The sequence below is a fragment of the Algoriphagus formosus genome, assembly GCF_002807035.1.
In the GTDB taxonomy this organism is placed as follows: domain Bacteria; phylum Bacteroidota; class Bacteroidia; order Cytophagales; family Cyclobacteriaceae; genus Algoriphagus; species Algoriphagus formosus.
This window is the reverse complement of record NZ_NIUC01000002.1, coordinates 2,043,678-2,068,157: the sequence shown is the minus strand read 5'-3', so window position 1 is coordinate 2,068,157 and position 24,480 is coordinate 2,043,678. Positions and strand designations below refer to the sequence as shown.

Annotated in this window: 18 protein-coding genes and 1 tRNA gene; 1 reads left to right on the top strand and 18 read right to left on the bottom strand. The window is 42.3% G+C overall.

Features of this window, described 5'->3' with window-relative positions:
- Nucleotides 1-32 precede the first annotated feature (32 nt).
- From CDH51_RS15250 to CDH51_RS15165, 18 genes are all read right to left on the bottom strand, one after another.
- Nucleotides 33-3,497, bottom strand: coding sequence for a hypothetical protein (locus tag CDH51_RS15250; RefSeq protein ID WP_232724824.1), 3,465 nt, complete (start codon nt 3,495-3,497; stop codon nt 33-35).
- A gap of 39 nt (nt 3,498-3,536) precedes the next feature.
- Nucleotides 3,537-7,241 carry an ATP-binding protein gene (locus CDH51_RS15245; protein ID WP_100629324.1) on the bottom strand — a complete coding sequence of 1,235 codons (3,705 nt, stop codon included), beginning with the start codon at nt 7,239-7,241 and terminating at the stop codon, nt 3,537-3,539.
- A gap of 54 nt (nt 7,242-7,295) precedes the next feature.
- On the bottom strand, nt 7,296-7,541 hold the full coding sequence (locus CDH51_RS15240; RefSeq protein WP_024283452.1) for a hypothetical protein: 246 nt from the start codon (nt 7,539-7,541) through the stop codon (nt 7,296-7,298).
- Nucleotides 7,542-7,561: 20 nt separating this feature from the next.
- Nucleotides 7,562-8,113, bottom strand: coding sequence for a DUF420 domain-containing protein (locus CDH51_RS15235; RefSeq protein WP_024283453.1), 552 nt, complete (start codon nt 8,111-8,113; stop codon nt 7,562-7,564).
- Complete coding sequence (locus CDH51_RS15230; RefSeq protein WP_100629323.1) at nt 8,100-8,768, bottom strand: SCO family protein; 669 nt, start codon at nt 8,766-8,768, stop codon at nt 8,100-8,102. Before CDH51_RS15230 ends, CDH51_RS15235 begins: the two co-directional genes overlap by 14 nt.
- Nucleotides 8,769-8,840: 72 nt before the next feature.
- Nucleotides 8,841-9,170: a cytochrome C oxidase subunit IV family protein gene (locus tag CDH51_RS15225; RefSeq protein WP_100629322.1), complete on the bottom strand. Its 330-nt coding sequence runs from the start codon at nt 9,168-9,170 to the stop codon at nt 8,841-8,843.
- A gap of 18 nt (nt 9,171-9,188) precedes the next feature.
- Entirely contained in the window at nt 9,189-9,965 is a 777-nt protein-coding gene (locus CDH51_RS15220; protein ID WP_026946994.1) for a cytochrome c oxidase subunit 3, read from the bottom strand.
- Nucleotides 9,966-9,990: 25 nt separating this feature from the next.
- Complete coding sequence (locus CDH51_RS15215; protein WP_100629321.1) at nt 9,991-10,572, bottom strand: cytochrome c oxidase subunit 3; 582 nt, start codon at nt 10,570-10,572, stop codon at nt 9,991-9,993.
- A 1-nt stretch (nt 10,573) separates the two neighbouring features.
- Nucleotides 10,574-11,479, bottom strand: coding sequence for a heme o synthase (gene cyoE, locus CDH51_RS15210; RefSeq protein ID WP_100629320.1), 906 nt, complete (start codon nt 11,477-11,479; stop codon nt 10,574-10,576).
- A complete protein-coding gene (locus CDH51_RS15205; protein ID WP_100629319.1) occupies nt 11,476-12,558 on the bottom strand; it encodes a COX15/CtaA family protein in 1,083 nt (360 codons plus the stop codon). Before CDH51_RS15205 ends, cyoE begins: the two co-directional genes overlap by 4 nt.
- Nucleotides 12,539-14,425, bottom strand: a complete 1,887-nt coding sequence (locus CDH51_RS15200; RefSeq protein ID WP_100629318.1) for a cytochrome c oxidase subunit I — start codon at nt 14,423-14,425, stop codon at nt 12,539-12,541. The genes CDH51_RS15205 and CDH51_RS15200 overlap by 20 nt, the downstream gene beginning before the upstream one ends.
- 24 nt (nt 14,426-14,449) lie before the next feature.
- Nucleotides 14,450-15,469, bottom strand: a complete 1,020-nt coding sequence (locus tag CDH51_RS15195) for a cytochrome c oxidase subunit II (protein ID WP_100629317.1) — start codon at nt 15,467-15,469, stop codon at nt 14,450-14,452.
- Nucleotides 15,470-15,492: 23 nt separating this feature from the next.
- Nucleotides 15,493-16,788, bottom strand: coding sequence for a quinol:cytochrome C oxidoreductase (locus CDH51_RS15190; protein ID WP_100629316.1), 1,296 nt, complete (start codon nt 16,786-16,788; stop codon nt 15,493-15,495).
- Between the two features lie 2 nt (nt 16,789-16,790).
- The gene (locus CDH51_RS15185; RefSeq protein ID WP_100629315.1) at nt 16,791-17,417 is read right to left on the bottom strand and encodes a c-type cytochrome; all 627 of its coding nucleotides are present in this window, start codon (nt 17,415-17,417) and stop codon (nt 16,791-16,793) included.
- An 11-nt stretch (nt 17,418-17,428) separates the two neighbouring features.
- Complete coding sequence (locus CDH51_RS15180; RefSeq protein ID WP_026947002.1) at nt 17,429-17,962, bottom strand: DUF3341 domain-containing protein; 534 nt, start codon at nt 17,960-17,962, stop codon at nt 17,429-17,431.
- Between the two features lies 1 nt (nt 17,963).
- Entirely contained in the window at nt 17,964-19,328 is a 1,365-nt protein-coding gene (gene nrfD / locus CDH51_RS15175; RefSeq protein ID WP_024283465.1) for an NrfD/PsrC family molybdoenzyme membrane anchor subunit, read from the bottom strand.
- Nucleotides 19,329-19,345: 17 nt separating this feature from the next.
- Nucleotides 19,346-22,429, bottom strand: a complete 3,084-nt coding sequence (locus CDH51_RS15170) for a TAT-variant-translocated molybdopterin oxidoreductase (RefSeq protein WP_100629314.1) — start codon at nt 22,427-22,429, stop codon at nt 19,346-19,348.
- Between the two features lie 31 nt (nt 22,430-22,460).
- Complete coding sequence (locus tag CDH51_RS15165; RefSeq protein ID WP_100629313.1) at nt 22,461-23,726, bottom strand: c-type cytochrome; 1,266 nt, start codon at nt 23,724-23,726, stop codon at nt 22,461-22,463.
- Between the two features lie 425 nt (nt 23,727-24,151).
- Between CDH51_RS15165 and CDH51_RS15160 the strand changes: the two genes are divergently transcribed.
- Nucleotides 24,152-24,222 (top strand) — tRNA-Cys (locus CDH51_RS15160).
- Nucleotides 24,223-24,480: the final 258 nt, after the last annotated feature.

The following is a 24,480-nucleotide window of genomic DNA, read 5'->3' as shown; positions in this document are numbered from 1 at the left end:
CTATCTAGCATTGGCAAAGTTACATTTTTTTATCAAAAGAGTGCGGAAACCTGCATCCTTCCAACGTGAACTACTCGATCAAGCCCCTGAGAATTCCGGCCTTCGTAGACCAAATTCATTTGAAGTCCCTCCCCGATTTTCTGAAGCCAATTGAGGGACCAAGTGATATTGGTACCCGGTGTCAAGGCTTGTAGCATTTCATAACCGACCGGAGAATTAACCACGCCATTGTAGTCTATCTCGATCCATTTAAGATTCGCGGTCAAAGTCGTCTTAATGGCTTTTGCAAGTCGAAAATCCATTCCAGTCTGATGAAGCATGGCTCTTTCATCCAATTCCAAGTTGGAGGTATTTTGCTTTTGGGTATACGAATAGGTTGCCGTAGCCCTAAAAGAAGGGCTGGGCTGCCATGCCAATTCAGGCCCTGTATTCAATTGCTTGATTATGAAGTTTCGATTATCCAAAAAGTCAGAACTAGCAGCCTTCTCTCCGATGCTACCTACCCATCGCAAAGTAAGCAAACCACCGAAATTGACCCGGGAATTAATTCGCCAATCCTTTTGGATTTGATCTTCAAAGCCTCCGGCCAATAATTGTTTGATTTGAGAATCAAAGTACGAAAGATCCAACCCGTATTTAGCCGAGGCACGATTAAAGAAGAAACTGGACCGTAGCACCTGTCTGAGTGACAGGATGTCCTCCCGATTCACCGAGCCGATGAAAGGATTTATTCGATCCAAAAAATTATTTGAACTCACCTTTTTCTCAACACTTAGACTTGATGTATTAGAAAATTTAGCTAGCCAAGCTTTCAGACCACCTTCTTCCTGCCAACTGGCTGGAAACTTTGCCTGGAGTCTATAATTGAGCAGGGTAGTGTAAGCTTGAACATAGGTATCAGTCGGAACAAAGATTTTTACATACAGCTTTTCTTCTGGATTGATCGCTAGGTAGAATTCATTCAATTGCTGAATCCCATCGCCATTATCATCCCGCCAAGTATGCGTCCCATCTCCATTCGGAGCCGGTATAAAAATATACTCTCGCTGAAGCTCCCTGCCGTTTCCTAGGGCATAACTCAGCTCACTTCGAATCAGATTTTTTGCAATAGCCCCCAAGTAGTCAACTTTGCCCATGACGGTCAATTCCTCCGGCAGATCTCTTCGAATGTATTCGATAGTCCTATAGGTGAAAGTCGACTGGAGACTGTGATTTTGCCATTGCTTTTGAAATCTTGCATTGGCAGTGAAAGCCCGGGTATCGGTCTCGAGCTCTCCCTCAAAAGGCGCTTTATCTTCTCGCCAGGCAGCATCGAGTTGGAATTTCGTTTTTAAGCTATCCTGATTCTGCAGGAAAATTAAGTGCTCCTGAAAATTCATCGCAGTACCCAAAACCGAATCACTCTCGACCGCAATCACTGCATTTCTATCCAAGGAATAGCGATATCCCGGGACAAGCGCTTTGGACTTGTAAGTAATCTCTCCGAGGTATCGTTTCCAATCTGAGCGGATGCTATCCTGATCACTTTTAAGTAGAAAAAACTCATTTCGAAGCCGAATTCTATTCCCAATCTCCGTATTCCAGTTGGCCTTGTGTTGTTGTCCGCTAAGCATCTCGGCCCTATTTCGAAGGTAAAGCTGATAGTCAAAGCGATTGAATCCATCCTTTTCCAAACTGACATCTGCTCTAAAAAGCCGCTCAGCAGCAGCCGTAGCGTTCACAACCGCCGGATCTATGCCCCAATCCCGATCAAATTCAATATATCGGAAACGATCAATGAAATTAAAGTTGGTGGAATTGTACTCGAATTCTGCACCCGACCGCAACGTATATTCTGGGAGAAAATTCAACTTTCTTCCTTCCGAACTTAAACCGACTTTCCAGCCGAGTCCCTGATTATTCTCATCGTCTATTTCAGAGAATAAATTTCTATCACGGGAAGACCAAGCTAGCTCGGAATAGATTTTCTCCTTTTCCCCAAGTTTTATTCGGGTACCTGCCGTGAGCATTCGCCGGCTATCAGGCGCAGGAAGCTGGGTCAAAATGGAATAATCCCCCTGCGGCTGACCATTTACACGAGGCACATATTCGAACACGGTCCCATTCGCCAATTGATTGACACGCCGATAATCTCCATTCCCATTCCCCACCAAGGAGAAAGCAAGTTCAAAATGTGCTTCAGCTGGATCGGTGCTGTAGCGATAATAAGTAAAAGGAACTCCGGCACCATCCAATTCCGTGATTCGCTCATAGAGGATCTTGCTTGGATCATAAGCTACCGAATCTATTCTCGGGATGACGGCATTCTGAACCTGATCTCCCACACTACTCAGTAGACTCAACTCTTCCTGAGAAAACTCTGTGAATAATGGCCTGTTTCGGTTATCTCTCTCCTGATAATAATTGAAATAGAGGTCGACATTGCCCTTACTTTGGAGATGATTGGCTCCGATTATGGATCTGGAAAAATTCCGCTCTGCATATTCAAAGTCAACGCGTATTCGAGAAAACTGAGTGATCAAAACGGAGGGTGTAAAAGTGATTTCAGCCTGATTGTAATCAATGACATAATCAGCATTGAAACCTCGCTGCAGTAATTTCCCGTCAAGAAAAACCCGTTCTGAATTGGCCATGACAATAATGAACCGCTCATTATTCGGCCCGGTAAGTCGGTAGGGCCCTAAAACCCCTTCAAGAGGAGGCACATTGATGGAAGCGAATTTCCCTTTGGCGACAGAAGCAAAAGCCTGTGTACTGGCCTTCCATCCATTCGCTTGGTACTCCGAAGTAAACCGCAAGCCCTGTACATTTTTATAGTATCGCAAAAACTCCGATTCTCGCTGCTGAAGGACCACATCTCCAGCCGAAAGGTTGAAATTTTCATTGTACAACTCTATCAATACATTATCAAAATCCTGCAGCTGTTGCGTATTCCCTTCTGGCTGGAAAGGAACATTCTGATCGGTGATACTGGCACGAATGCGTAGATTTTCAGCTATTTCTCCTTCCAATTGCAGATTCAAAGCAGAATTGACAAAGACATTCTGTGTATTCCCCACCGATATCCCGCGTGTCAGGCTACCGGATTTATAGAGATTAGTGGTGGGAAAAAGCTCTTCTCGAAAGTCAAAAATCTCTGAATCGACTACCCGATTATCATAAAAACGAGCAGCCGAATCATAATCAACTCGGAGGCTTCTACGAGCTACTGCTTGATCCCAGCGAAATGGGAAGGTGCGAAAGCAAATACGGATGCTGGAACTTTCAAAATCATCAGGAAAAATAATCTGTATTTGATTGGTATTCAGATCAAAAGACCAATTCAGAGAATCGAACCCATCTCCTACTATTCGGATACTTTCCTCAATGACAGAAAGGGAGTCTAACTCTAAGCCTTGCTCCAGAAGGACTACCTGATAATCCCTGCACTTCTCCTGTGCCTTCACTGCCGAAAGCGAAAAGCCGAAGATCAGGAAAAGAAGTATCAAAGTCCTCATAGCCAATCCAGTCCTAGAGACCAAGGTAGCAATTACTACCTATTGTGTGAGGGGGAAAGTTAGATAAAAAGTCGTCCCCTCTCCTATCTTCGTCTCAAACCATATCTTTCCACCCGCTGTCTCTACACCGCTTCTTGCTATGGCGAGGCCCAAGCCTGAGCCTGTGGACTTGGTACTGAAATTCGGGATAAAGATCTTATCACGCAGTTCTTCGGGTATTCCTTTGCCATTATCCGATATCTCTAGAAAGACATCTTGCTCAGTCATCCAAAGCCATACATTGATGACGGGCCGTTTATTCCCTTCTACCGCTTGCACTCCATTAATTATCAGATTTGAAATCACCCTACCAAAAAGCTTGTCATCGCCTTGGATGGGTATTTCATTTGTGAATGAATCGTCTTTGAATATCAAATCCAGCCGCTCGTCATTTTTGAACAAGTCCAGCACTTTCATTAGCACGGACTTAAAGTTCATCCGTTCGTTTTTCGGAAGTGGCATTTTGGCAAAAGTGGAAAATGAACTGGCTATTCCACTCAAGGCATCCACCTGATGAATCAGCGTTTCGAAAGATTCTTTCAACTTCGAAGAGTCTTCAAGCCGATCTTGTTGCTGTAGTCTGAGCAGATGCTGAAGCGTCAGCTTCATAGGGGTGAGTGGGTTTTTGATCTCATGAGCCACCTGTTTAGCCATTTCCCTCCAGGCAGATTCCTTCTCAGTAGAAGCTAATACCTTCTTACTTGCCTCTAGCTTGAAAAGCATGTTGTTGTATTCATTGACCAGCATCCCAATTTCATCCTTTGTATCCCAACGCATCGGTTCATTATTTTCAAGATTAGTGGTTTTGAGTTTTTGCGTCAGCAGTCGGAAAGGGAAAGTCAAATTCTGCGAAACAAAATAAGACACGATCAAGAACAGGATAAATATCACCACAAAAGCGTTGAAGATATTACTCATCACATCTGCGATCAATGAGTTCAACTCCGACTCAGATTCAAAAAATGGAACAGACAAAATCGCTACTTCTTCCTGATCGGAAGGTGGCAAGATGGCTAGATAAACGGATTTATAGCTCAAGGACCCAAGTCTTTCATCCACTAGCAGCTGAATCTGGTTATTCTCTACAATTCCTGCCATAGCGACAGGATTGATGAGTCTAGAGAGAAGCTTCTTATCAAAAATATTAGGCCGATTCGTTGCAATTAATTTACCACTAGCTTCATATAGATGCAGATCGGCAGCTACCGTATTTGCCAAATTCACTATTTCCTCTTCCAGAGATTCTGGATTGATCTCTGATGGAGAGCGGTCATTAAGAAAATTGACCAGATTACTCCTGATCAAGAAAGCCTTCTGTAAATATTGCTCATCCAAATCTTCCCGATAGCTATTGGCCAGCAGACCAATAGTGATGATAGAAATGATGATAATTGGAAAGAAAAAGGCAAAATTCAGATACAATTGAAGCTTAGTGGAATAATTGATTTCCAGATTTTTAAACCCTTTGAATAAGGAATTTGCCAGAATCGTTAAAAATGTCAAGATGATGAAAATGACAAAGTAGAGCGAAATATTTCCCAAAAAGTACGAGTAAGGTCTATTGGGTGATGAGATCAAAATCAATTCTGAACCATTGACCAAACCTAGATGGTGATAGCCTGCGACATGAATGCCACTCTGAAACAACTTGCTCTCCGTTAACCTGGACTTTAGCTCCGGATTCACATAATTGAATGACCCGAAATTACGGATTAGCTCTTCATCGCGATAAACCGCATAATCATACTGGACGGGATCCAAGCGCTCATTGTATTCTTTATCCAATAGCAATCGCGGGTAAACCGAACCCGGCTGAACCCGGAGCTGCCGAAGCTCAAGAAAAACCGTTCCAACGCTATTCTGATCCCGAATGACCGGCACAAAAGCCACAAACTGATTCTTGGGATTGGACTCCTTTCCCCGAATAAAATACAATCCTCGCTGACTCGTCAGGTAATCAGATTTGATGTAAAGATCTCGCAATTCGCTCAGGCTTCGTTCATCCTGCGTATTGATCAAATCCTGACCTCTGGAAGAAAAAACCCGAATATTGACTTCAAACTGATCAAAATAATTATCCAGGTAAATCCTTCTGATCTTTGTCTCGATAGGTTCTTTGGAAAGCAAAGGATCAGCAAGACGATTTTGAATAAATAAATCAGACTGAATCCTCCCAAAAACTTCACCGAGGAAAAACTCGGTCATCACATCACCTTCAATTAAATTTTGATTGGCGAATCGAATCTTAGATTGAATCAGTTCTTCCTTCTCAGTTTGGAAAGTTGCGATACCGGCTATCACGGCACAGATAAAACTCGCAAAGAAGAACGTCAAAAAGGTATTAAGACCTAAGCGGAAAATATTTTGAAATAGCCTGAAGCGAATAATTGCAGTAAGAAAAAGGATATGGACAGTCCACGCTATTGCCAACCAAATCGAAATAAAACCCAAAACAAGTCCTATGGGTACAGCAACTATGTAAAGGTATCGGATCAAAATACTCCTCTTGATCGCTAGTTCAAATAGTAAGCTGATCAAGGTAAGATTGAGCATCACATAAACTGAAGCCCACAAAAACACGATCAGAAAACTGATCCCTTCAAACCACCCAAAAGTGGGGATAATGGAAATATCCATTGCCCATTGAGAATTGAGTATAAGATTCTTAGGTAGCACCCAGACCAGGAAAAAGGCCAATGAGCTGAGAAAAACAAAAAATCCAAAAAACGCCCGCTGCTCTTGGGATGTTTTTAAAATCTTAATCTTTCGATGAAGTAATGGAGAGGCAAATTGAAAAACGATCATTCCTCCAATAGCCACTCCAAATAGGGTATTGATCAATAAGTCACCTAAACTGGAGTTCAGCCAGGAAGAGGCGAAGTTGGATGGATCAAATAATGGCAGGTTGAAATAAGAACCTGGAAAACCTAATACCAACATGACCAACCTAAAGGCTAGAAGTACTAAGCTCCCGTATCCAATCGCTTGCCATCTTCTTCCTTGTTTCCATTTCCGAATTACAAAATCTGAGCTCAGTAGGAAATACAATAGGAAAACCGAAGTGAAAAAGATGAGAATGGCTGGATTGGAAAGCCGACCTGATGACTGGTATCCATATTCAAAAGCTACTCCGAATAGCGGAATGCCAGCTGCATTACTTACCAAGAAAGGGCTTTGGCTATCTGGATCGTTGAGCTGAATTGCATCGTTCCCAAATACTCGACGGTTCGCACCGGTTCGCAGATAGTCATTTTGAATGGATCCTGGCCAAAAAAGCCTAAATGCATGGACTACGTAATAACTGTTCCCATTTCTGGTAAACTTTCGGCTCTTGGTCAGAAAAGTACCATATGGATCCTCTATGAATTGATATTCCTGATTTGGGATAAGCGCATCCAAATTGAAGCTCACTGAGAAATCTGACCAATACAAAAGCTTCTTTGACTCATCAAGAATGAAAAATGGGTGGATGGAGCTTTTAGAAGAAATATTCTCAAAACTCAATGCCTCATCAGGCCTTACTTCCATGAGAATTTGTACGAAATCCATGTCGAACTCCCGATCGATCTCATAGATTTCCTCCTGTACATCTTCAAAAAAAGCCTCTTCCTCACTTTTCTGAAAGAAAAAGAAATTCAGTATCAATACTGCAAGGAGCAAGAAGGCGCTGACAAGTATGATCAGCCGTTTGAATTTTTGAAGCATTTCCCTAAAAATAAAAAAAGCAAAGTCTTGTATCAAACTTTGCTTTCCATCAGACTATCGAATAGCCAGTTTATTTTTCCGTTTTTTCGCCGCCCGATACCAAAGTATGCCAATTACCAAGGCAATGGTATAAGGCATAGCGAATAAATATAGAATCCCCGTATTCAATCCTGCACCAATAGAGGTATCTCCATTACTGACGTTATTCTCTACAGAAGCTCGACACATAGCACACTGAGCCCAGGTAGCTAATTGGAATCCGAAGAATAGTAATGTAAATAGGGTGATTTTCAATCTCATTGTTCCTTACTTTTAATAAGTTACTGAATATAGTACGGAGAAATCATCAAATAAACAATTACCCCTGTGACAGAAACATACAGCCAAATCGGATAAGCAAATTTGACAACCTTCCGATGTTTAGCCCGCTGATCTGTATACCCATAGTAATAAGCGAAAAGAATTGGAAAAAGTGCCACAGCTGCAAAAACAATGTGTGTAATGAGCAAGAAGTAATATACCGGACGAATCCAACCCTCTCCACCGAAAGATGTGCTCTCAGCAGAACCATGGTAGATCACATAGGAAACTAGGAAGATCGCGCCTAGTGCCATCGCAACGGACATAGTCGCACCATGATAGGCGTATTTCTTTTGCTTGACGAAAATCAAAGCAACAATGAGTGCAACACTAGCTGCAGAATTAATCACTGCATTTAAATGAGGTAGGAAGTAAACCCATTCTGCACCCACATTAATTTTGGATGGCATGAATAACAGAATAGCTACCACCACCGGAATCAGAATGGAAATGATGATGATCCAAGATTTTACTTTGGATTCATTTTCTAGTAATGAATTAACTTTTTCCATGTAAAAGCACTTTTGTCTCAAGTATTAACAAATCTACATCCTCTCTGTTTGTCCCGCTGTAGTAACCGCGGATTCTACCCTGTTCATCTATCAGAGCAAACTTATCACTGTGGATAAAATCATCCGGATTTCCCATCCCGTCGACTGTAGGCAGCACAAATCCACACTTCGCTAACTGATAGGTTTCTTCAGGTGGTCCAGTAAGAAAATGCCACTTACCCGGGATGGCCCCATGTTTTTCGGCATACTCCTTCAAGACCTCAGGTGTATCATAAGTTGGATCAATACTGATAGACATGATTTGCACGGCCGGCTCATCCCTGAACATATCATTCACTCGCTCCATTTCTTTGGACATAATGGGGCAGATACTAGGACAAGAAGTAAAGAAAAAATCCACGATGGTGATTTTTCCTTCCATTTCAGTTCGTCCTACCGCTTCACCATCTTGGTTGGTGAAGGTAAACTCAGGAATGTAATGTTGGGTACTGTCATTGGGTGGGCATTCCATGAAAGGGTTGCTTACACCATTTTCATAAAACACCGGGAGATCGTATTGGTTTTCTCCAAAATTCCTGAGAAACATAATAATCAAAACAGGAATCAGTAGAATACAAACCAATACTAAACCTTGTAATATTCGTAAACTTCTCATCGTGGCTTCATAACAAAAAAGTAGGTTGAAGTGTCACACCCCAACCTACTTTTTTTATTTAAATTTTAAATCCTACCAACGCATCATAAAGATATCCGAACCTTCCTTGGCCAAGGCGATCAATAACCATATCAGGAAAATAAGCGGAACGATGATCGAATAGAATAATGGCTTCACTTCATCACCGAGGTGCATGAATTCCATCATGATATATTTTGCCTTCCAGATCGTCAGGATGATAAAGAGTGCATAAAGTAGGATGCCTCTGTCCATCGTAAAAGCCATGATAAATTCGGCAACGGTAAGTGCGAGAAGAATACCTGCGGTTTTCCAGATTTTCTTGATCTTCTCGTTATTTCTAGGAACTACTTGTAGCGTAGATTTAATGTCTTGAACTTCCATAATTGAATATTTTTAGCTTTAGATCAGGTAGAATAAGGTAAATACAAATACCCAAACAAGGTCTACAAAGTGCCAGTATAAACCAATCTTCTCGATCATCTCATAGTGACCTCTACGATCGTAGACACCAACAGCTGCCTGGTAGAATGCCAAGAATAGCAATACAACACCTATCGTCACGTGGAATCCATGGAATCCAGTAATGAAGAAGAACAACTGTGCAAATGCAGGAGGCCCATATTCGTTGACTACAAGATTGGCTCCAAATACCGTTTCGGTAACTTCTCTACTCAAAGAATCAATGTAGGTCAGCACTGAACCACTGTCCGTACCATGGATAAAGTGAGACCATTCCCAAGCTTGACAACCTAAGAAAGTGATACCACCTAGCATGGTCCAAAGCATCCATTTTACCACATCATTTCTATCATTTCGATGTCCAGCTTCCACAGCAAGTACCATGGTTACACTACTCGAGATCAAAATGAAGGTCATGATACCTACGAATACTAGAGGAGCATGAAATCCATGAAGGAAAGGTACAGCCTCAAATACAAGTTCGGGAATAGGCCAGTATTCATTGGATCCAACGAATGTCTCGGCAGGTCCTGCGTAGGCAGGATAACTGACGCGAATAGCCAAGTAGCTGATCAAAAAAGCAGCAAAGGTGAAGATATCAGAGAGTAGGAAAAACCACATCATGAGTTTTCCATAACTGGCCTTGAGAGGTTCATTTCCTCCTCCCCAGGTGCCCCTCTTTGGGCTTACTCCAATAGCAGTAGAATGCGCAGACATAGATTATTTATTTGTACCAGGTAAATTAATGATTCAATAGCAAAAACATAAATAGATAGATCCACAAGCCTCCAAGGAAATGCCAATATGAGGTGGCCATTTCCATAGTGTTCATGGCCTGAGAGTGGACCTTATATCTAAAGGACGAAATTAATACAATAATCAGAAATATCACACCGCTGATCAGGTGAACAGCGTGCAATCCAGTGAAAACATAGAGAAATGAGCCCGATGGATTACCCACAAAGAATACTTGTCGGTCTACCAAGGCAACCCAACTGTACCATTGTCCCACCAAAAAGACAATTCCCAATAAGACAGCCATACTCATTCCGATTCGAAGCTGAGAAAGGTTGTCTTTTTTAGCAGAGATATAAGCCCAATGAAGAAACAGGGAACTTAGTACCACTACGCCTGAAGTAAACCAAAAGACTTGAGGCAAATCGTACTCAAGCCAATTCCCCTCTGCTTGACGGACTATATAAGCACTTGTCAAGGCAGCGAAGATCATCACCACAGTCACCATGAAGAGCCATAAGGCAAACTTCTTGGGATGCATAGAGATGGGCTGCTCTACCAAATCAATATATTTTAGTTCTTTTTCCATTTTAAGGTATCTTATCAAGAAGGTAAGCTATTTGCACGATAGGCAAATACAAAAAGGAACCGAACATAATTTTCAAGGCAGACTTCCTAGAGCAATCACGCATCAAGGAGAAAGTTTGTGCCAAAAAGAGTACTCCACATACAGTAGCAACAATACCGGAGTTTAACCCTGTCAATCCAAAATAGGAAGGCAACAATCCTAAAGGAAGCAGAAACAGAGTGTATATCATAATTTGGATAGCAGTATTCAAATCCTGTCCACCACCACTTGGAAGTAGCTTGAACCCAGCTCGCTTATAGTCTTCATCACTTACCCAGGCAATAGCCCAAAAGTGTGGGAATTGCCAGATAAACTGAATTCCAAAGATGATCAGTGCTTCGTAGCCAATCATACCAGTCGCTGCAGTCCACCCCAATAGCGGAGGCATTGCTCCAGGAATAGCTCCAACAAATACAGCAATTGGCCCTACTCTCTTCAAAGGAGTATAAACAAAAGCGTACAGAACCATACTAAGGATTCCAAGCCAGGTCGTCAGTGGATTCGTAAAGATCCAAAGTAAAGAGATACCAAGAATGGCTACAGCTACAGTAAACCAGTAGGCTTCTCTCAGACTAATCAATTGAAGGGGAAGAGGTCTGTTTTGGGTTCGCTTCATAAGCTTGTCCAAGTCTCTTTCCATGATTTCATTAGCAGCTCCTGATGCTCCGGAGATTAAGAAACCTCCCAAAGCTAATCCGATGAAGCCAGTCCATCCAAAGCTTACACCAGAATCACCCAATATATAGCCAAACACAGCAGAAAAGGTAACCAAAGCGGAAAGTCTCAATTTGATTAAATCTGCATATGCTTTAACACGGACTAAAAGTCCTTCTGTAAAGCTTAACTCCGAAATACCAACGGTCCTCATGAGGGATTTGTAATAAGATTCACATCTTCTTGAGTTCTAAGTTGGAATAGCAATACGAATTGCACTCCAATGATTAAAGAACCCAATAATAAATGAACAGGCTGCAAGAAAGCAGGGATGGCAAAATAAGCCATTCCGATACCTGTTGCTATTTCCATGACGATCACAAGCAATAAGGCTTGAGACCATTTATTGACAGGCGATTTCCTTCGGGTATACTTAAATGCCCAGAAGAAATAGAGTAGATGAATTCCCAGAAGCACTAGAGAAAACGAGCGATGTATCAAGAAGGTCATACCTATCTGATCAATCCAAGTATCTCGCATCATTCCTCCCATTGCAAAGGAAATTTGATCTAATTCCTCTCTCACCTGTGTACCAAATACTATTTGTACCACCATTAAGGCCGTTCCAATAACAAGTAACCATTTGACTTTACTTGGAACCTGATCCTCTTTATGATTCTCATACTTTACGAGAAATGCCCTGTGGTTGATATACAGTAACAAAACAACTAGTAACAAGGCAAGAATCATATGAAAGGTGATCATCCAATCCAAGAGATTGGTAGACACGACAATAGAGCCTATCCATCCTTGAAATAACACCAAGACTAATAATGCGATGGATAAAATCGGAATCGTCCGATCTGTGTTCCAAAGCTTCAGAGATTTCCAGACTGTGAGTATGATAAGGAATCCGATGACTACTCCAATCAATCGATTAATGTACTCGATCCAGGTTTTGGTAGCATTAAACTCCTCCTCGATCAGGATTGTCTTATCATTTGCGATTCTTTCAGCCGCTTTGTCGAATCCAAGCTTGTCAAGTGTAGCTACAAACCTTTCGTTTTTAGCCAGCCTCTTTTCAAGATAAATTTCTTGATAATTTTTTGGGAGCTGATCCACACTGGTAGGCGGAACCAAGCTCCCAAAACATTTTGGCCAATCGGGACATCCCATTCCAGAACCAGTGCTCCGGACAATGCCTCCAACCAGTATGAGAAAGTAAACAGCAATCACCGTCACCAAACCGGTTCGGCGAAAGCTGTTTAAGTTTTTAAGATTCTTTTGCTTCATTGGCGACTAGAGCCTCAGATTCGTCTTTAATAATTTCCATTTCAGTCTTCACTTGCTCCTGCTCATGTGGCAGGTTAGATTCAGGCGTAGCGGAAAGTGGAACGGTCTGAGGGATGAAGTCTTCTTCTGCTCCAGGCTTGGAGTAGTCATATGGCCAACGATAAACAGTTGGAATTTCTCCAGGCCAGTTGCCATGTCCAGGGACAATTGGAGTTGTCCACTCCAAAGTAGTAGATCTCCATGGGTTGGAAGATGCTTTTCTTCCACGATACATAGAATAGAAGAAATTGAATAGGAAGATAAACTGAGCAGCAAAAGTGATGATTGCAGCTACGGATACAAACATATTCAAATCAGTGTACATGTTTGAGAATTCAAACCCAGTCCATGAATAGTATCTTCTTGGGAATCCTGCAATACCGATGTAGTGCATTGGGAAGAATACCATATAAACTCCTACGAATGTCAACCAGAAGTGAACATATCCAAGACGAGCATCCATCATTCTACCAAACATCTTAGGGAACCAGTGGTAAACACCAGCCACTAGACCGAAGAAGGAAGCAGAACCCATTACCAAGTGGAAGTGGGCTACTACAAAATATGTATCGTGCAACTGAATATCAATGGCTGAGTTTCCTAGGAAAATACCAGTCAAACCACCAGAGATAAAGAAGGATACTAGACCGATAGAGAATAGCATCGCAGGCGTAAAGATCAAGTTACCTCTCCATAGCGTAGTGAGGTAGTTGAATACCTTCACAGCAGAAGGAATCGCAATGATCAAAGTCAGGAACATAAAGATGGATCCCAAGAATGGATTCATACCTGACACAAACATGTGGTGAGCCCACACGATAAATGAAAGGATAGTAATACCCAACATGGAAATAATCATCGCCTTGTATCCGAAAATTGGCTTTCGTGAATTGGTTGCGATTACCTCAGAGGTAATACCCAATGCTGGAAGCAATACGATGTAAACCTCAGGGTGACCAAGGAACCAGAACAAGTGCTGATACAATACTGGGCTACCACCGGTATTTGGAAGTGCTTCACCCCCAATGTAGATATCCGACAAATAGAAGGATGTACCAAAGCTTCTATCAAAAACCAAAAGAAGAGCTGCCGCAAACAACACAGGGAAGGACAACAATCCAATTACAGCTGTCAAGAAGAAAGCCCAAATCGTCAAAGGAAGTCTTGAGAAAGACATACCTTTTGTTCTAAGGTTAATGACAGTAGTGATATAGTTAATACCACCAAGTAGTGATGAAGCAATAAAGAAAGTCATTGCTACCAACCACAAGGTCATTCCCAATCCTGAACCAGGAATAGCCTGCTCAAGCGCAGATAATGGTGGGTAAACTACCCAACCACCGCCGGCAGGTCCGGTTTTAATGAATAAGGAAATAAACATGATCACACTGGATACAAAGAAGAACCAGTATGAAAGCATATTCATAAAGCCTGAAGCCATGTCACGGGCTCCAATTTGCAAGGGAATCAGGAAATTGGAGAAAGTACCACTAAGACCTGCAGTCAATACGAAGAATACCATGATGGTACCGTGCATAGTCACTAGGGCCAGATAGAATGTTTGATCCAATTGACCTGTTTCGGTAATCCATCCTCCTAATAGTGGTCTCAACCACTCCAGATTCATTTCAGGGAAACCCAACTGAAGTCTGAAAAGTACAGACAAAAGACCACCTATAAGTGCCCAGAATATACCAGTAATCAAGAATTGCTTTCCGATCATTTTATGATCGGTACTGAAAATATATTTGGTCACAAAATTATCATGATGCTCATGATCGTGATGATCATGGGCGGTGTCATGTGTCGCAACAGATGCTGTAGCCATAATTAATTATTTTGTGTTGTTTTCTTATTGAATTTCTGCCACTTCTTTTACTTCTACTTCTATCCCTTCAGCCAAGGCAGGATTCATTTGAAGGAAAGTCTTCTGCTCAGTCAGCCATTTCTGATATTCAGCAGGCTCGACCACCTCGATCACTCTTCGCATTGCATTGTGACCTCTACCGCAAATCTCCGTACATGCAATCTCAAAATTGAAATCCGGATTCTTCAACTCTGCCCGCATTTCAGCAGTAGTTTTATTTGGTACAAACCAGAATCGAGTAGGCATCCCTGGTACTGCATCCATTTTCAATCTCATATGCGGAGCAAAAACAGAGTGCAATACATCACGTGCACGAATTTTGAATAATACCGGTTCGCCTTTTGGAATTACTACTTTTGGAGAAGGAAAATCATCAACAGACTTTTGATCTGTGAAATCGATTCCCATAGGATTGATTGCAGAAGTCAATCGATAATCATTATCTCCCAATACTTTATCTTGACCAGGATAACGAATATCCCAAGCGAACTGATAACCCATCAATTCGACTACGTGAGCATTCTCAGGAGCAGGAGCTGTAATATCAGACCATGCCATCCAACCAGTAATAACCAGTACAGTCAAAACCAAGGCAGGAACTGTAGTCCAAATTACCTCAAGCTTGTTGTTTTCTGGATAGAAGGATGCTTTACGATCTTCTCTGTATTGATACTTGTAAGGGAAAATGAAAAGCAAAATGTGAGTGATGATGAAGATCACTCCTGTCACTGCCATCGTGATCCAGAACAAACGATCTGTAACTACTCCATGCTCTGAAGCAATTGGTAACTGGTAGTTATCAAACTCCTTGATTGAATACCAGAACATTAATCCTCCAACAGCCACCAAAAACACCAGGAACAAGAAGGCATTAACCTTATTACTTCCGGATGCGATTTTCTTGTCAGAACCTTTTACAACAGATACCAATGTCTGGATTCGGTATACCATCCAAACAATTGATAAAAGGAGAACAACCCCTACTGCAATTAGAAATCCGTACATATTTTTACTTTTTCGGGTTTGATTTAAATGTGATGTTGATAGCTTTCTTCAAGCATCGGGTGATTCTTAGGGATTAGATTTCCTTTAGCTAAGCCTCCAAGCACAACCAACGCCACCGCTGAGCCATAAACAAGGAACATTCCTACTTCCATCAATCCTACACCTCCATTATGACCTAGGGTACCTGGCTGAACCATCAAGAAGAAATCCACCCAGTGACCTACGATTAGAAGCGTACAAACGAGTTTTAAGAATACTCCATGTCTTTTTGCATCTCTTGTCATTAAAACTAAGAACGGCAGGACAAAGTTCATCGCTATGTTTACGAAAATGAACCCTCCATACACGTCAGAAGTAAGTCTCTCAACAAAATAAACTGTTTCTTCAGGTATATTGGCATAATAGATCAAAAGGAACTGTGAAAACCACAGGTAAGTCCAGAAGATAGAGAAGCCAAATACAAACTTTCCAAGGTCATGAACATGGTTTTCATTCACCATTTCAAGATAGCCTTTACCTTTCAAGAAGATCACTGCAAGTGTGATCGCAGAAAGACCTGCTACAAACCAAGAAGAGAATACGTACCATCCAAATAGCGTAGAGAACCAGTGCGTGTCAATTGACATCACCCAGTCCCAGGCTGAAATAGAAGAGGAAACTGCAAAGAATACTAAAAAGTAAGCTGACCAGCTTCTCATCTTAAACCAATGTGATGTTCCTCCTAATTGATCTTCAGCAGCTGCAATTTTTTTGAATTTTGAGAAGAAGAAAACCCAGAATCCAAAGAACACAACCATTCTGACGATATAGAAAATAGGGAAAGTACCCTTTTCCATAGGCCAATAGAAGAATGCGCCTTTTCCATCGATGATTTTATCGTACTCAGGAGAACTCTTATCAAATAATTCGGCATGCCACCAGTGGAACAAATCATGACCAGCTACGAAGAAAGTCACGATCATCAAAACTGCAGCGATTGGTAACCAGTTTCCAAACGCTAACATCACTCGGGTGATTGGTGCTGACCAACCTGCTTGAGCAGCATATTGAATAGCAAAGAAGAATACACCTACAATGGCAATACCTGTGAAATAGACATTGTTGATCCAAATATTAGCATACAAGCGCTGATACCAGTGGAATGCATGTCCTCCAGCCTCAGCACCTTCTTCTGCATGACCACCACCCATCATAGCTAATACAATTCCCACAACCAACAAGGCAGCCCCTATCAAAAGGACTGTCATGATGGATTTTTTGATTCCTGGGGTGAAATCAAATTTTTGATCAAGGTTGAAATTTTGAACTTCGTGAGCCATGATTATTGCTTCTGAATTACTTGTTTAACATAGGAAACGATCTTCCAGCGATTTTCTGGAGTGATCTGAGAACCATGAGCTCCCATTCGTCCTTTTCCTTTTGTGATTACATGGAAAATGTGACCTTCTGGCAAATTGATATACGCTCCACCTTTAAGGTTAGCAACACCACCGATGATTTCACCTACTTTTCCATCACCTTCTCCTCCTTTTCCGTGACAAGATGAGCAGTATTGGATGTAAAGAGTTTCTCCCTCTTTTACAATTGCATCATCCACAGTCAAAGGATTTTCAATAAGAGCAGCTTCCTCCAATTCAAATGCCTTCAATCTGTACGGAAGCATATCATATTTATTTCGAGGCACTGTACCTTCGACAGGCTCGCGCATGTTCATCCCATTGGGATTGTGTACGTTACTGTTGAAAAACTCCCCTTTACCATCTTCTCGATTGGAAAGCCAAGAGCCTTGACTTTCATCCTTAATCTGAGTAAGTGGTTCGTAGGCTACAGAATGGTACATCTGTGGAGCATATTCCAATCCAGGATTGTCTTCACCGGCACTACAGCCAGCAAACACAGCTCCTACAACTGCCATTCCCAAGATTCCTAGTGTGTTCTTTATCGTCATTTTATCGGGAATTACTCGTCAAAACTTTTATTATTCACTTCAGTAGCACCGGAAGACTTCAAAATCTCTTTGATTTTTTCCTGATCCATAGCGCTATTGTTTGCAATGTCAATTGCCATTACGTGCTTATCATCGGTGATTCTTACATCGAAGATTCGTGGCTGTGCCCAAGGCTTCAAATTAGAACTCACCATGAAAACTCCTACCATACCAAAAGCAGCAAGCAATACAGTCATCTCAAAGGAAACTGGAATGAAATCCGGGAAGGCTGCGTAATCCTTTCCACCAATGATCATTGGCCAGTCAAATTTCATCATGTAAAACTGCATCGTCAAAGCAAGGGAAGTACCCAGCATTCCAAAAAGGAAGGCTGCAATAGGAAGTCTACTTCTCTTATAACCAAGTACATGCTCCAGGCCGTGAACAGGATAAGGGGAATACACCTCATGGATTTTCACACCACTGGATCTTACTTGTTTTACTGCGTCAAGAAGAACGTCTTCGTCTTCATATACGCCCAATACAAAATGAGTATCTCTTTCCATATTATTTAGCAGCTTTTTCGGATGATGATTTCAATACAGACTTTACTTCAGCCATGTTGATCACAGGGAAAAACTTAGCGAACAAGAAGAACAAGGTGAAAAACAGTCCGAAGGTAAATAGGTAAACACCAATGTCAGCCCAAGTTGGGTAGAACATCGCCCAAGAAGAAGGTAAGTAATCTCTGTGCAAGGAAGTCACGATAATTACAAATCGCTCAAACCACATCCCGATATTCACCACAAGAGATAGAATAAAGGTTGCCACGATAGAAGTACGGATTTTCTTGAACCAGAACAACTGTGGTGAAATCACATTACAAGTCATCATAGACCAGTAAGCCCACCAATAAGGTCCTGTTGCACGGTTGATAAATGCATATTGTTCTGCTGCCACTCCTGAATACCAAGCGATGAAGAATTCGGTAATGTAAGCGATACCTACAATCGAACCGGTGATGATGATCACGATATTCATCAATTCGATATGGCCCATGGTGATGTAATCTTCCAGTTTAAATACTTTTCTGGTGATAATCATCAGGGTCAATACCATCGCAAATCCGGAGAAGATCGCACCTGCCACAAAGTATGGAGGGAAGATCGTCGTGTGCCATCCTGGAATCACTGAAGTAGCAAAGTCAAAGGATACAATCGTGTGTACAGAAAGTACAAGCGGTGTAGCCAAACCTGCCAAAATCAAGGAAACGGATTCATAACGCATCCAAGTTTTTGCTGCTCCATCCCATCCAAAGGACAAGGCTCCGTAGATAGTTTTTCTCAAGCCAGTAGCTCGGTCACGAATCGTTGCAAAATCTGGGATCAAACCGATGTACCAGAAAACAAGCGATACGGAGAAATAAGTCGAAATCGCAAATACGTCCCAAAGGAGCGGTGAGTTGAAGTTAACCCAAAGCGAACCAAAGGTGTTGGGAAGTGGAAGTGCCCAATAAGCTCCTAACCAAGGACGACCCATGTGAATAACCGGGAACATCGCCGCGCAGATTACAGCGAAGATAGTCATCGCTTCAGCAGCTCGGTTAATGGATGTTCTCCACTTTTGTCTGAATAGCAAAAGTACGGCTGAGATCAATGTACCGGCGTGACCGATACCAACCCACCACACGAAGTTGGTGATGTCCCAAGCCCAACCGATGGTCTTGTTGAGTCCCCACATTCCAATTCCTTCCCAAAGGGTAGCAATTAATGCGATGGAACCAAGTCCCAATACACCAGCTGCTGTCAAAAAGGCAAGGAACCAAGATAGTGACGGCTTTCCTTCTACTTGACGTGACACATCATGGGTGACGTCATGATAGCTTTTCCCGCCGGTAACTAAAGGCTCTCGTACGGATGAAGTAACCTGCATAGTTTATAAAATTATGATTACGCTTCGTTTTTGTCTTTATTTCTGATTTTGGTAAAGTACCAAACGTTTGGACTCACGTTGATCTCTTCCAATACGTGGTAAGCCCGCTCTTCATTGACTTCCTTCAGAGCAGAAGTTGAGTTTTCCTCAATCTTCAAGAGCTTAGATACACGGCTTTCCGGATCATTCATATCTCCGAATACCAATGCATCGGTTGGACATGCCGTAGCACAAGCCACGTTGATATCTCCGTCTTTTACTTTACGCTTCTCACGCTTAGCCTCAAGCTTACCTGCTTGAATTCGCTGCACGCACATGGAGCACTTCTCCATCACGCCTCGAACTCGTACAGTCACGTCAGGATTCAATACCATCTTACCCAAATCATCGTTTTGAGCCACATTGACTCCAGCGAATTGAGTATTGTCATGGTACTTGAACCAGTTGAATCGACGAACCTTGTAAGGACAGTTGTTAGCACAGTAACGCGTACCGATACAACGGTTGTAAGTCATTTGGTTCAAACCTTCAGAAGAGTGAGTGGTCGCAGCTACTGGACATACAGTCTCGCAAGGTGCATTGTTACACTGCTGACACATCATCGGCTGGAAGGTAACTTCTGGGTTTTCAGAAGCTTTTTCCAAACCTGACAAATCATCTGCTGCAGCATCAGAAGAGTAATATCTATCGATACGGATCCAAGCCATCTCACGACGATTCAAAACCTCTTCTTTACCTACTACAGCGACGTTGTTTTCTACCTGACAGGCTACGGAACAAGCCGAGCACCCGATACAGGAGTTCATGTCAATGGCCAATCCCCAGTGATGCTGAGAATATTGATGCCCTTTCCACAAGGAGATCTTAGAAGGCTTGATGAATTCACCTTCCTTGTAGATTTCCGGCTTGTATCGACCTGCAGAAGCATCTTGCTTGTATTCTGAAAGCGTAGCTTCCTGAATCACGTTTTCACGTGCCATGAAAGTCTGATGTGTCTGCGTTCTTGCAATCTTATAAGAATCACCGGTAACCTCTACAGTCACTCCAGAAGTAATATCAAAGTTCACAAAGCCAGCAGACGCATCAAGCAATTCGTAGGCATTTACACCCACTCCATTTGCAACTCTACCTGCTTTGGTTCTTCCGTATCCAAGAGCTAAACCGAAGGTTCCTTCAGCCTGACCCGGTTGGATCAAAATAGGAACAGTGATTTTTTTACCGTTGATAGTTACAGAAGCCTTACGAGTATTTTCTTCAATCATGGTTACTCCGTTATCGGATGCCCATTTTTGAGATACTGTCAAATAATTGTCCCAAGTAGCCTTGGTGATCGGGTCCGGAGTTTCCTGAAGCCAAGGGTTATTGGCAAAGGTACCGTTTCCGATAGCTACTTTTGGATATACAATCAGTTCTGCACCAGAATTATCAGCGCTGTAAGTTCTAGCCACAGCAGTAGCTGCTTCAGTAACATCGCCAATCGGAGAGAAAGGAATTCCCTCACGCTCTAGTGCCAATACACCGTTGTAAAGTGATTTATCCCAGAAAGTCTGGAAGGAATCCAAAGTCGCTACTTGCGTGTAGAGACCGGTTTCCCAGTTATTTCTCAAGAAATCGTAATAGTTCGTAGTTTCTCCTGCCCAAACCAAAAGTGACTCCTGCGCCTGACGTGTATCAAACAGCGGAGAAATGGTTGGTTGAGAAAGTGAATAATGACCTGGCTTTGGCTCGAAATCGTTCCATGCTTCTAGGAAGTGATGATCTGGAGCAAGCGCTCCTACCAAAGAAGCTGTTTCGTCCATGGTCATATTTGTAGCCAAAGAGAAACGAGCTTTAGAAATGCCTTCAGCTAGTTCTGCACCTCTTGGATGATCATAAACAGGATTACAGTTATGGAAAATGACAGCTCCAACTCGACCTGCATTGAGGTCAGTGATGAACTGATTCATTTTCGCATCATCTCCTTTTCTAAAGTGAACTGGAGTAGAAAAATCTACTGTAGTTCCATTATTTCCTAGCAATTCATTGATTGCATGAATGACAGTTTGAACGTTAGGATCGTTAGAACCTGAAACGACCAAAGAAGCACCTTTAGAAGCCCAGAGGTCATTGGCTGCTTTTTCTAAATTGGCTACTTCAACTGCCGGAGCAGAAACTGTGGTAGCACCTGCCTTTCGAGCAAGAATATTATAAAGCGCCAAAACAGCCAATCCGCTTTGGGAAGCTTTGATTGGTGAACGATAGTCTGCATTCGCACCTGTTAGAGACAAATTGGACTCAAACTGGTAATGTCGAGACATCTCAGGACGCTCTTTGCTGATTTTACGAGTCTTAGCATACTGACCAGCAAATTCGATCGGAGATATCCAAGTTCCTAGGAAGTCAGCTCCGAAAGAGACGATAGTCTTTGCTTTGTCAAATGAATAAGATGGAACTACCGCTTGGCCGTACATAGATTCTGAAGCCTTGGCAATTCCATAATTTGAAAGCGGATCATACATGATGACCTCTGCACCACCTACTGATTCAGAGAAAAGATCCAATGCTTTCAAAGTAGAAGGAGAAAGTACCGTGTTGGAAACGATCTTTACATTTCCTGCGGAAGAAACTTTTGATTTCACCTCTGCATCCAAACTTGCCCAATCTGTCTTCTCACCAGCCAAATACGGTCCAGTCAAACGCTCTTTATCGTATAGCGAAAGAACAGAAGCCTCTACGATGGCATTTACTTTTCCATTATTAATAGGAGAAAGCTTATTACCGTCGATCTTGATTGGTCGACCCTCTCGGGTTTTCACTACGATCGATGCATAATCTCCACCGGAAGCGAAAGTAGATGCGTAGTAGTTAGGGATGGATGGGTTGATATCAACAGGCTTGTTGACGTAAGGGATCGCCTTTCGTACAGGAGCCTCACAGGCTGCCAAAGAAGCAGCTGCCAAGCTAAAGCCCATCATTTTCAGAAAGTCTCTCCTGGATGCGTTTCCGTCTTCGGAAATCATGGATGGAAGCTCTGGGAACTCCCTGTCTGCATTCTTAACAAACTCCGGATCGTTGCTGAGCTGCTCCAGTCCTTTCCAGTATGTTTTCTTAGTTTCCTTCATTTTATGATCTAGGAATAGATTTCAGATTTTTTTAGTAATGACACTTAGCACATTCCAAACCTCCGATGTCCTTAACTTTCAAGGCATCTTTAGAATCAGAGTGAAGCTGTACCAATTTGTCGTAGTACTCGTTTCCTTGCGCATTGATTTCGGTCTGACGGTGGCAGTCGATACACCATCCCATGGTCAGAGATGAGTACTGATAGACAACTTCCATTTCTTGGATAGGACCGTGACAAGTTTGACACTCAATTCCTCCCACCTTCACGTGCTGAGAGTGATTGAAGTAAGCCAAATCAGGGAGATTGTGAATTCTCACCCATTCAATCGGCTGATTGTTATCGATTGCGTCGTAGATCTTTTGGATCTCTGGAGAAATACCATCTTGGCCCTGTACGTTCTGCACGTGCATGTGACAGTTCATACAAATGTTGGCAGATGGAATGTTAGCGGATTTACCAATTTCCACTCCAGTATGACAATATTGACATTCGATCTCAAGGGTACCCGCATGCAAAGCATGGGAATAAGCGATAGGCTGTGTAGGCGCATAACCCTGCTGCACACCTACTGTGTAGAGACCATCAATTGCTGTTTTTGCAACTAATGCCACCACCAAAGCAGTTACAATGATGATGAAAGCATCGCTCTTAAATACTTTTCCAAACTCAAACTTCTGAGATACAAACTCTTTATCTGTCTCGTCGAGATCCTGCTTATTGACATATTTGGTCAGGATAGAAATAATCAATCCCAAAACAACGAGGATAAGGAATAGAACAATGACCAACACCACAATGATAATGGTGAGGTATTGAGTAGGGATTCCTCCTCCTCCAGCACCAGCTTCACCACCCGCGGCAGCGGCAGCTGCAGCTTCAGCAGCAGGATCAACTTTGTCTCCATATTCGATATATGCCAAGAGATTGTCTAGATCTGCATCAGACAAAAACTCATGCTGTGGCATCATCAAATTGTTGTACTCTGCATAGAGATTGTTGGCATACTCATCACCTGAGGCGATTACTGCCTGAGAGTTCTTGATGAAACTTTTGGCCCACTCGATGGATCTTCTGTCGGTGATACCTCTCAAGGCAGGCCCAACAGCCTTTTGATCCAATTTATGACAAGTCTTACAGTTTGCGTTAAAAACTGACTTACCTGCCGAGATGGCTTCCTCACTGTCGCTTACTGCCGGATCTGCGGCGAAAACCTGTCCGCCCAAGAACAGGAAAAACAGCAATGCCAGTGTGTGGAATTTCAATGGAACTCCTACTAACGAGCGTTTGGATAACATATTATAGCTAATTAAATAGTTTATTCGGTCTTCAATAACCCCTGCAAAGGTAGTATCCGGGGTTTATTTTTCAAATACGGACAATATTTAAACAATCAAGCTCAAACTCGATCATTTATGAATATAGTCAATTGATTTACAATTACTTATCGCAGTTAATTCCTAAAGGTTTTAATTTAGAATCTTTATAAATAAATACAATTTACACCTACCAAATTTCACCTATTATATCTGCTATAAATCCTGTATTCAAATTGAATAAACCTTCTTTATAGGCATCAAAAAAAGTCGTGAAAATTCGAAGATCGATTTTGGCTTACAAGCCAAATATAACTACCTTTGCCCACCGATTACGATTTGCTTTCGAGAGTTAAAAGCTCTGAAACTATTTCATTACTGCAAATTGTTTTCAGTAAAATTCGATTGGTCGCGTGGCCGAGTGGCTAGGCAGAGGTCTGCAAAACCTTGTACAGCGGTTCGAATCCGCTCGCGACCTCAACAAAAAAGCATCCTGAAAAGGGTGCTTTTTCTTTTTGACTTATTCCAATGACTTAAAGCTTGTACAGCGGTTAGAACCTGCCTGCCCACGGTAGGCCTTCCTACCGAAGGTAAAGCCAATCGCCTCCTCACGCTAAGGCAATCTCCTGATGGCTACACCATTTGCAACCATCAAACAAGTCGTATTCAAAGCTAGGGATCAGGAAGATTTCGAACCAAAAAAAACGCCGACTTTTCAGCCGGCGTTTTCAATTAT

What these genes read in the sequence shown, in the direction of transcription:
- CDH51_RS15250 (WP_232724824.1), bottom strand. Translation starts at nt 3,497, where the DNA reads ATGAGGACTTTGATACTTCTTTTCCTGATCTTCGGCTTTTCGCTTTCG.
- CDH51_RS15245 (WP_100629324.1), bottom strand. Translation starts at nt 7,241, where the DNA reads ATGCTTCAAAAATTCAAACGGCTGATCATACTTGTCAGCGCCTTCTTG.
- CDH51_RS15240 (WP_024283452.1), bottom strand. Translation starts at nt 7,541, where the DNA reads ATGAGATTGAAAATCACCCTATTTACATTACTATTCTTCGGATTCCAA.
- CDH51_RS15235 (WP_024283453.1), bottom strand. Translation starts at nt 8,113, where the DNA reads ATGGAAAAAGTTAATTCATTACTAGAAAATGAATCCAAAGTAAAATCT.
- CDH51_RS15230 (WP_100629323.1), bottom strand. Translation starts at nt 8,768, where the DNA reads ATGAGAAGTTTACGAATATTACAAGGTTTAGTATTGGTTTGTATTCTA.
- CDH51_RS15225 (WP_100629322.1), bottom strand. Translation starts at nt 9,170, where the DNA reads ATGGAAGTTCAAGACATTAAATCTACGCTACAAGTAGTTCCTAGAAAT.
- CDH51_RS15220 (WP_026946994.1), bottom strand. Translation starts at nt 9,965, where the DNA reads ATGTCTGCGCATTCTACTGCTATTGGAGTAAGCCCAAAGAGGGGCACC.
- CDH51_RS15215 (WP_100629321.1), bottom strand. Translation starts at nt 10,572, where the DNA reads ATGGAAAAAGAACTAAAATATATTGATTTGGTAGAGCAGCCCATCTCT.
- cyoE (WP_100629320.1), bottom strand. Translation starts at nt 11,479, where the DNA reads ATGAGGACCGTTGGTATTTCGGAGTTAAGCTTTACAGAAGGACTTTTA.
- CDH51_RS15205 (WP_100629319.1), bottom strand. Translation starts at nt 12,558, where the DNA reads ATGAAGCAAAAGAATCTTAAAAACTTAAACAGCTTTCGCCGAACCGGT.
- CDH51_RS15200 (WP_100629318.1), bottom strand. Translation starts at nt 14,425, where the DNA reads ATGGCTACAGCATCTGTTGCGACACATGACACCGCCCATGATCATCAC.
- CDH51_RS15195 (WP_100629317.1), bottom strand. Translation starts at nt 15,469, where the DNA reads ATGTACGGATTTCTAATTGCAGTAGGGGTTGTTCTCCTTTTATCAATT.
- CDH51_RS15190 (WP_100629316.1), bottom strand. Translation starts at nt 16,788, where the DNA reads ATGGCTCACGAAGTTCAAAATTTCAACCTTGATCAAAAATTTGATTTC.
- CDH51_RS15185 (WP_100629315.1), bottom strand. Translation starts at nt 17,417, where the DNA reads ATGACGATAAAGAACACACTAGGAATCTTGGGAATGGCAGTTGTAGGA.
- CDH51_RS15180 (WP_026947002.1), bottom strand. Translation starts at nt 17,962, where the DNA reads ATGGAAAGAGATACTCATTTTGTATTGGGCGTATATGAAGACGAAGAC.
- nrfD (WP_024283465.1), bottom strand. Translation starts at nt 19,328, where the DNA reads ATGCAGGTTACTTCATCCGTACGAGAGCCTTTAGTTACCGGCGGGAAA.
- CDH51_RS15170 (WP_100629314.1), bottom strand. Translation starts at nt 22,429, where the DNA reads ATGAAGGAAACTAAGAAAACATACTGGAAAGGACTGGAGCAGCTCAGC.
- CDH51_RS15165 (WP_100629313.1), bottom strand. Translation starts at nt 23,726, where the DNA reads ATGTTATCCAAACGCTCGTTAGTAGGAGTTCCATTGAAATTCCACACA.